The organism is Blastomonas sp. UPD001 (genome assembly GCF_003426715.1).
Lineage (GTDB): Bacteria > Pseudomonadota > Alphaproteobacteria > Sphingomonadales > Sphingomonadaceae > Blastomonas.
In genome coordinates, this window is sequence record NZ_QKVT01000193.1 from 1 (window position 1) to 8015 (window position 8015).

Consider the following 8015-nt stretch of genomic DNA (forward strand, 5'->3'; position numbering starts at 1 on the left):
TTGCGCGCCGAGTTCGACGGGATCATCTGCGTCGGCGGCGGAATTGCCGACGGTGCAGCTTTGGCGGGCGCGATCGCCGCCGGGGCGGATCTGGTCTATATGGGCACGCGCTTCCTCGCCGCAGAAGAGAGCATGGCGGTGCCAGGCTACAAGCAGATGGTGGTGGAGAGCGGGATCGAAGATCTGGTGGTGAGCCCGGCGATCACCGGGACCCCCGCGTCCTGGCTGATCCCGTCGCTTGTCGCCTGCGGCTATGACCCGAAGGATCTGGGGAAGCCCGCAACGCGCGATTATGGCGGCGATCCGCATGCCAAGTGGAAGGACCTCTGGGCAGCAGGGCAGGGCGTCGGCACGGTGCGCAGCGTCGAGCCGGTGAGCGCGATCGTCGACGAGATCGAGGCAGGCTTCCGTGCGGCCGCCAAACGGCTGGGTCAGCGGGCCGAGACCAACTGACCCCCATCGCGCTCAGCCGCGCCTGGGCGGCATCGGGATGAAGCCCGAGGTGCGCGCGACATAATCGGCATAGCCCTCGCGCGTCTTGGCGAGCCGCTTTTCGACCGTGGGCGCGCCCGACCATTTCATCAGCGTCCAGGTGAGCAGCATCGGGCCGATGATCGCGGCCAGACCCGTCGAGGTTTCCGCCGCAATCAGCCACAGGCCCCACCAGGTGGTGGCATCGCCGAAATAATTGGGATGCCGGGTATAGCGCCACAGCCCGCTGGTCATCAGCTTGCCCTGATTTTCGGGCCTGGCCTTGAACGCGACGAGCTGCGCATCGCCGATCGTCTCGAACGCGATGCCGAACAGCGCGATGGCAGCGCCGATATAGCCCAGCGTTCCGACCGGCGGGGCGGCATCGATCTGGCCGAGTTGCACCGGCAGACAGACGATGAAGAGCAAGGGTGCTTGCGTCGCGAACACCAGCTGGCCCGAGGCGCGCGCGAAGCTCCAGCCCCTGTGCTGCTGCGCCTTGCCGAGCAGCGCCGAATAGCGCCGATCGGGCCCGTGGCTGCGCCAGCGCCAGAGCATGAACGTCCCCAGCCGCGCCGCCCACAGGCCGCAGATCGCCAGCAGCATCAGCATGCGCGTCGGATCGCCCTCGGCCTGGACATAGGTGCTTGCCGCCATCACCAGCATGCCCCAGGCCCAGAAGCTGTCCACCGGGGTGACATCGCGCGTCCCCAGACAGATCAGCCAGAGCGCGACAAAGCATGCAGCGAGCACAGCCGCATTGATCGCCAGAATCGTCAGCATCCCGTTTTCTCCCGATTATGTAGTTTTTTTGTGGGCACCCTAGCCGGTGATCGCGACACCCGCGCCGGGCGGATCGGCAAAGGCCCGCTCGACCCATTCGCGCCGCCCGTCGAGCACCGCGCGGCGGTTGATCGTGCCCTTGTCGGACAATTCATGTGCCGCAGGATCGGGCGGGGCGTCGAACAGCGCGACCCGGCGGATGACCGCGCCGCCGCGCGCCTCGCGATTATATCCGCGCACTGCCTCTGCCACCGCATCGAGCGTCGCGCCGGGCTTCGGCCAGGCCAGCATCGCGAGATACGGCCTGCCGTCATCGGCGAGCACCAGATCGGCGATCAGCCCGTCACAGGCTTTCAGCAGCTTCTCGCGCACCGCGCCGCCATAGACCCAGTTGCCATTGGCGAGCTTGAACTCCTCGGCCAGCCGCCCGGCAAAGGCGAGGCCCTGGCCGTAATCGCTCTCGTCATGGAACACCGCGACGTCGCCGGTGCGGTAAAAGCCCTCGTCGTCGAACGCGGCGGCGGTCTTCTCGGGCTCACCCAGATAGCCCTTCATCACATTCGGCCCGGCGAGCCGAACCTCATAGCGCCCGTCGCACGGCACCAGCTTGAGCGACAGGCCCGGCGCGGGCAGGCCGATGCCGACGCGCGTTGCGGGGAAATGGATCGCCATGCAGCCCGAGACGGTCTCGGTCATGCCATAGCCGGTGGTCATGTGGATGCGGTGGCCGGTCTCGGCGATCGCCAGTTCCTGCAACCGGTCGTACACCGGTTGCGGAAGCCCTGCGCCGCCATAGAGCATCAGTCGCATCTTGGCGAAGAAGCGCGCGCGCAGCTCCGCGTCCTGCTCCATCGCATCGACCAGCATCGCATAGCCGGTGGGGACATTGTTGAAATAGGCGACCGAAATCTCGCGCAGATTGGCGATGGTCTGGTCGAACAGCCCGGGCAGCGGCTTGCCCGCATCGATGTGCAGCGTGCCGCCCTCGAGCAGGCAGGTGCGCATCACCGACGCGCCAGCGGCATGATGCCAGGGCAGCCAGTCGAGCATCACATCGTCCCAACCCGCAGCCTTGCCGATCATGTCGAGCCCCTGCGCGCCGCAAGCGGCGAGCGCGGTCAGGCTGTGCGGAACGATCTTGGGCAGCCCGGTCGAGCCCGAGGTAAGCATGTAGATCGCCGGGGCATCGGGATCGACGGCGGCGATGGCCGCTTCGGCAACCGTGCCGGGATCGGTCGCGATGACATCGGCATAGGAAATGGCGCCTGCAAAGGGCGCAGGATCGCTGCTCATGATGCGTGCGCCCGGCGCGACAGCAGCGAGCGCGGCGGCGATGGCGGGATGCGGTTCGGCGAGGATCACGTCCGGCTGCGTCCGCGCGATCACGTGCCGCAACCGCGCATGATCGCCGCCCGCCAGGCCATAAGCGATGCTCACCGGCACGATGATCATCCCCGCTGCCCAGGCGGCAAAGGCCATCACCGCGACCGGCAGGCTGTTCTCGGCGATGATCAGCAGCCGCGTGCCGCGCGGGAAATTCTCGGTGAGCCAGCGAGTCGCGCCGTCCATGTCGCGCTTGATTTGCGTGTAGCTGCGATAGGCCCATTGCCCGTCCGCCCCGCGCCAGCCGATCGCCGGGGCATCGCCCTTGAGCGCGGCCCGCTCGGCAAAGGCGCGCGGGATGTTCGCGTCGAACGCGCGCAACGGAACGCGGCTTTTCAGGATGATCGTGCCATCGGCGCGCCGTTCGACATCGAGGTCGACGGGCATGAACTCGGCCTCGCGAAAGGGCGCGTCGGCGAGCAATGTCGTCGTCATGCGGCAGGCCGGTCGATCAGTTCCTTGACCTGGGCAGGGTAAGGCTTGCCCGCCTTGATCGCATCGACCGTGCCGCGATCGAGATAGTCGCGCCAGCCGATGATCTTGTCGCCCTGGTACTCGATGATCCCCGCATAGGGCGCGGCGACGCGCACGCCATCGGTGGTGACATATTCGTCGACGCCCTCGACGAACAGCCGGTCGGCAGTCTCGGCATGCGCGAAGATGCGCCAGTTGACCTCGGCGATGGTCGATCCGAAACGCTCGATGAACGCGCGCGCCTCGGCCTTGCCGCGCGCGGGCGGCGCGATGGCGGCGGCATAATGCCAGACGACATCGTCGTGCAGCATGGCGAGCACGGCTTCGGCGTCCTTGCGGGTCCAGGCGGCGATCAGTTGCTTGAACTGGTGGAAACGGATGTCGCTCATGCTGCCTGCTCCACGATGAAGCTGACCGTGGTGGTGGTCGATCCGCCGATATTGAGCGTCTGTACGCGGCGCGCACCCTCGACCTGATTGTCCGCCGCCTGGCCGGTCACCTGCTTGTGCGCATCGAGCAGCATGCGCACGCCCGTCGCGCCCACCGGATGGCCGAGCCCGATCAGCCCGCCCGAGGGGTTGATCGGCAGCTTGCCGCCGATCTCGATATCGCCCGCCTCGACCGCCTTCCACGCCTCGCCCGGCGCGGTAAGGCCGAGATGGTCGATCGCCATGTATTCGGTCATCGCGAAGCAATCGTGCGTCTCGACCGCATCGATCGCCTCGACGCCGGATACGCCTGCGCGGGCGCGCGCATCGTCGATCGCGCGCTTGACCTGGGGGAAGACGTAAGGACTGTCGCCCGCCATCCGGCGCTTGTCGCGATAGCCGAGCGCCGCCGACCGGTGCCCCCAGCCGGCGATGCGCGACAGGGACTCGATCGGGATGCCGCGCTTCGCCGCATATTCGCGCGCGCGGCTTTCGGAGGCGAGGAACACCACCGCCGCGCCATCGGTCACTTGGCCGCAATCGTTCTTGCGGGTGCGCCCCTCGACGACCGGATTGGCCTCGTCATCCTCGGTGAAGCTCTTCGGGCCGAACTGCCATTGCCTGGTCTGTGCGTCGGGGTTGCGACGGCCATTGGCGAAGTTGATCTCGGCAATACGGCCGAGATGGTCGTAGTTCAGGCCGTAGAGCGCGTCATATTCCTCGGCCAGGTCGGAAAAGGCGCGCGGCCAGAGGAACTGCGCATCGGCGAACTCGCGCCCCTGATAGGCAGCCGCGCCCAGATTTTCGGCCGCCTTCTGCCCCGGAACGTTGCGCATCATCTCGATGCCGACCACGCAGGCGAGGTCGTAGCGCCCCGCCTCGATCTCCGCCGCGGCGGCGAGCACCGACACGCTGCCCGAGGCACAGGCGGCTTCGTGGCGTGAGGTCGGAAGGCCGTCGAGCGCCGGGTCGACATAGGCGAAGAACCCGCCGAGCAGACCTTGCCCGGCAAACAGGTCGCCGACGAAATTGCCGACATGGCCGCTCTCGACCTCGCCGGCATCGAGCCGCGTCGCGTCGAGCCCCTGGCGGACCGTCTCGACGAACCCGTCGCCTATCGAAAGCCCCTCGCGCGCCCAGTTGCGCGCAAAATCGCTCTGGTATCCGCCCAGCACATAAACCATCACGCCTCTCCTGCTTTGATGGTATGCTTATACAAGCTTAACCCATCGCGCAACCGGGGACGTGACGGTCATGCGCCGCCGCGATCAGCTCTCGTCGTCATGCTCCTCGTCGCCCGGATAGGGCTTGGCCTTGAGCAGCCCGGCCAGATGCGCGGTGTTGGCGGCGAGCATGCGGGCGGTTTCGAACGTCGCTTCGGGCGTCTCGTCGAGGTCCTGGAAGTCGGTGCTGCCCATCGCCTCGCCGACCCAGTAGCAGGCGGCCCCGGCGGGGATGGTGAAGCCGACATCGTTCAATGCCTGGAACAGGTCGGCAGAGATGCGGTGCGCGCCGTCCTCGTTGCCGACGATCGCCGCGACCGCAAGCTTGGAGAAGCTCGGCATCCGGCCGGTCTCGTCGGTCTCGTCGAGAAAGGCGTCCATCCGCTCGAGCACGCGCTTGGCGATGCTCGACATCTGTCCCATCCAGATCGGCGTGCCGAAGATCAGGATGTCGGCGGCGAGGATGCGTTCGCGCAGATCGGGCCATTCGTCGCCATCGCCCTCGTCCGAGCTGACACCGGGCAGCACGTTATAATCGGCGATGCGGATCGTCTCGGTCAGCTCGACCTCGTGCTTGGCGAGCTGGCCTGCGATCAGCTCGATCATCGCATCGGTCGACGAGCTCTTCTTGCCCGAGCGCTTGAGGGTACAATTGATCGCGACGGCTTTGAGGGTCATGCAGGTTCTTCCTTGTCCGGGGGTTCGATGGGCTTACGAACCGGGCCGGATGAGGTTGCGCAGTTCGGGCTTGCCCTTGGGCCGCGATGAATGAGACCATCCTGGCCACCGATACCTTGAGTCGGACCTGGCGGGGGCTGTTGCATGGCTGCTTTTCTGGGAAGAACGACGCCCATCCTGCGCGTGGCGGATATCAACGGCGCTCTGCGCTTCTATTCGGATACGCTGGGGTTCCACACGCATTGGGGGGACAGCCTGTTCGCCTCGATCGGTCGTGACGAGGCGGTCCTCATGCTGACAGCGGGCGACCAGGGTGCCGGCCGGGCCTGGGTGTATATTGGCCTGGCAGATGTCGATGCGCTGCACACGGAGCTGATGGGCAGGGGGACGGCGATCCGCCATGGCCCGTGCAATTATCCCTGGGGTGCGCGCGAGATGCAGGTGGCGGACCCGGACGGCAATGTCCTGCGCTTCGGGTCCGATGCCACCGACGAGCCCTATGGCAGCTGGATGGATGAAGACGGCACGCTCTGGAGCTATGCCGAAGGGCAGGGCTGGACCCGGATGGCCTGATGGCCGGGCGCGGCGCGATGCCGCGCCCGGCCGCAAGGATCAGAAGAAGCCGAGCTTCTTCGGTTCGTAGGAGACCAGCAGGTTCTTGGTCTGCTGATAATGGTCGAGCATCATCCGGTGCGTCTCTCGGCCGATGCCCGATTGCTTGTAGCCGCCGAACGCCGCGTGCGCGGGATAGGCGTGGTAGCAATTGGTCCAGACGCGGCCCGCCTCGATCCGCCGGCCGAGGCGATAGCAGCGGTTGATGTCGCGGCTCCACACGCCCGCGCCCAGGCCGAACAGCGTGTCATTGGCGATGGCGAGCGCATCGTCCTCGTCGCGGAAGGTGGTGACCGACACGACCGGGCCGAAAATCTCTTCCTGGAACACGCGCATCTTGTTGTGGCCGCGCAGCACCGTGGGCTGGACATAATAGCCGCCGGCCAGGTCTCCGCCCAGCTGCGCGGCGGCACCACCCGCCAGCACCTCGGCCCCTTCGGCGCGGCCGATATCGATATAGCTCAGGATCTTGGCCTGCTGCTCGGCGCTGGCCTGCGCGCCGATCATGGTGTCGGGATCGAGCGGATTGGCCTGTTTCAGCGCCGCAACGCGCTTCAGCACGCGTTCCATGAACCGGTCGTAGATCGATTCCTGCACCAGCGCGCGCGACGGGCAGGTGCACACCTCGCCCTGGTTGAGCGCGAACATCACGAAGCCCTCGATCGCCTTGTCGAGATAGTCGTCATCCTCGGCCATCACATCGGCGAAGAACAGGTTGGGCGACTTGCCGCCGAGTTCGAGCGTCACCGGGATCAGGTTCTCGCTGGCATATTGCATGATCAGCCGCCCGGTCGAGGTCTCGCCGGTGAACGCGATCTTGGCGATGCGCTTCGACGAGGCGAGCGGCTTACCCGCCTCCAGCCCGAAGCCGTTGACGATATTGACCACACCATCGGGCAGCAGGTCGCCGATGATGTCGATCAGCGCCATGATCGAGGCAGGCGTCTGCTCGGCGGGCTTGAGCACCACGCAATTGCCTGCGGCGAGCGCGGGGGCGAGCTTCCAGCACGCCATCAGCAGCGGGAAATTCCACGGGATGATCTGGCCGACGACGCCCAGCGGCTCCTGGAAATGATAGGCGATGGTGTTGCGGTCGATTTCCGAAATGCCGCCTTCCTGCGCGCGGATGCACCCGGCGAAATAGCGGAAATGGTCGATGGCGAGAGGGAGATCGGCGGCCATGGTCTCGCGGATCGGCTTGCCATTGTCCCAGGTCTCGGCCTGGGCGAGATGTTCGAGATTTTCCTCCATCCGGTCGGCGATGCGGGTGAGCACCAGCGCGCGTTCGGCGACGCTGGTCTGGCCCCAGGCGACCCGTGCGGCATGCGCGGCGTCGAGCGCGGCCTCGATATCCTCGGGGCCGGAGCGCGCGATGGTGCCGATGACCTTGCCGGTCAGCGGCGAGACATTGTCGAAGGTCGCGCCGCTCTTCGCGGGCACCCAGCGGCCGCCGATCCAGTTGTCGTAATGGGCTTTCAGCGGCGGGCGCATCAGCAGCGCGGCAGGGGTGTGCATGTCCATGGATCTTCTCCTCTCGCTTGGAAGGCTGGCCCGTGATGGCCGGGACTCAGCGGTTCGCGAGAGAGAGGCTGGCACCGGCGCGGCGTGCGAGCGAGGGGAGGGGCGAAGGTTAGACTGTGCAACTGTCTCGCGATTGAGACAGATGGAGCGATTGATCAGTGGAGTCCGGCGCGCTCCATGCGGCGATAGAAGGTGGCGCGGCCGATCTTCAGGCTGCGCGCGGCGGCGGCGACATTGCCGCCGCACCGCGCCAGCGCCTGGCGCAGCACCTTGCGTTCGGCCGCCGCGATCGGGTCCTCATCGCCCAGCCCGAACAGATCGGCGAGCGGCACGGGCGCGGCGGCGCTGACCCCGGCGAGCAGTGCGTTATGGCGAGCGGCGCGGCTCGCCCCGATCACCAGATCGTCGCGATCGACCGCCACCATCGCGGCCTGGCCGTGCG

The 8015-nt window shown here is 66.9% G+C and carries 9 protein-coding genes; 2 read left to right on the top strand and 7 right to left on the bottom strand.

Annotated features, from left to right (window positions below; genetic code table 11):
• Nucleotides 1-453 (top strand): nitronate monooxygenase (locus DM995_RS20545; RefSeq protein ID WP_198669547.1); only part of this gene is annotated, 453 nt, incomplete at its 5' end.
• 12 nt (nt 454-465) lie between these two features.
• Here DM995_RS20545 and DM995_RS20550 read toward each other — a convergent pair.
• From DM995_RS20550 to DM995_RS20570, 5 genes are all read right to left on the bottom strand, one after another.
• Nucleotides 466-1254: a DUF1295 domain-containing protein gene (locus tag DM995_RS20550; protein WP_116970891.1), complete on the bottom strand. Its 789-nt coding sequence runs from the start codon at nt 1252-1254 to the stop codon at nt 466-468.
• Nucleotides 1255-1293: 39 nt separating this feature from the next.
• The gene (locus DM995_RS20555) at nt 1294-3072 is read right to left on the bottom strand and encodes an AMP-binding protein (RefSeq protein WP_116970892.1); all 1779 of its coding nucleotides are present in this window, start codon (nt 3070-3072) and stop codon (nt 1294-1296) included.
• Nucleotides 3069-3500, bottom strand: a complete 432-nt coding sequence (locus DM995_RS20560; RefSeq protein ID WP_116970893.1) for a nuclear transport factor 2 family protein — start codon at nt 3498-3500, stop codon at nt 3069-3071. The genes DM995_RS20555 and DM995_RS20560 overlap by 4 nt, the downstream gene beginning before the upstream one ends.
• Nucleotides 3497-4723 (bottom strand): acetyl-CoA acetyltransferase, encoded by a 1227-nt coding sequence (locus DM995_RS20565; RefSeq protein WP_116970894.1) that lies wholly within the window; start codon nt 4721-4723, stop codon nt 3497-3499. Before DM995_RS20565 ends, DM995_RS20560 begins: the two co-directional genes overlap by 4 nt.
• Nucleotides 4724-4807: 84 nt before the next feature.
• Entirely contained in the window at nt 4808-5440 is a 633-nt protein-coding gene (locus DM995_RS20570; RefSeq protein ID WP_116970895.1) for a flavodoxin family protein, read from the bottom strand.
• 144 nt (nt 5441-5584) lie between these two features.
• On the opposite strand from DM995_RS20570, the gene DM995_RS20575 reads away from it, so the two are divergent.
• On the top strand, nt 5585-6013 hold the full coding sequence (locus DM995_RS20575; RefSeq protein WP_116970896.1) for a bleomycin resistance protein: 429 nt from the start codon (nt 5585-5587) through the stop codon (nt 6011-6013).
• A gap of 39 nt (nt 6014-6052) precedes the next feature.
• Here the strand turns inward: DM995_RS20575 and adh are convergent, their stop codons facing one another.
• Both adh and DM995_RS20585 read right to left on the bottom strand, forming a co-directional pair.
• Nucleotides 6053-7573 (bottom strand): aldehyde dehydrogenase, encoded by a 1521-nt coding sequence (gene adh, locus DM995_RS20580; protein WP_198669548.1) that lies wholly within the window; start codon nt 7571-7573, stop codon nt 6053-6055.
• A 155-nt stretch (nt 7574-7728) separates the two neighbouring features.
• Nucleotides 7729-8015, bottom strand: a 287-nt coding sequence (locus tag DM995_RS20585; RefSeq protein WP_286164985.1) for a helix-turn-helix domain-containing protein, incomplete at its 5' end; no start/stop codon positions are given.